1 pseudogene is annotated in these 233 nt (G+C 38.2%); it reads left to right on the top strand.

The features are described 5' to 3' along the window. Positions 1–233 (top strand): annotated as a pseudogene (locus AOA59_RS27135) (signal recognition particle-docking protein FtsY); the annotation flags it as partial.

The following is a 233-nucleotide window of genomic DNA, read 5'->3' as shown; positions in this document are numbered from 1 at the left end:
CACACAGTAATGGATCTAATAGATGATTTAAAAGATGAAGCGCGTACTAGACATATCAAGGAAGCAGTTGATATTCAGCCTGTCATTTCTGAAGAACTTGCGGAACTACTCCAAAAGTCTGAAGAGGAAACAGAGCCAAATAGCAAGGATGAAGGTTTGACTGTTATTCTTATGGTCGGTGTAAATGGTGTAGGGAAAACTACAACAATAGGAAAACTCGCCCATAAATTTAA

This window comes from Pseudomonas sp. 2822-15, assembly GCF_002742515.1.
In the GTDB taxonomy this organism is placed as follows: Bacteria; Pseudomonadota; Gammaproteobacteria; order Pseudomonadales; family Pseudomonadaceae; genus Aquipseudomonas; species Aquipseudomonas salomonii.
This window is presented reverse-complemented; position numbering and strand designations above follow the sequence as displayed.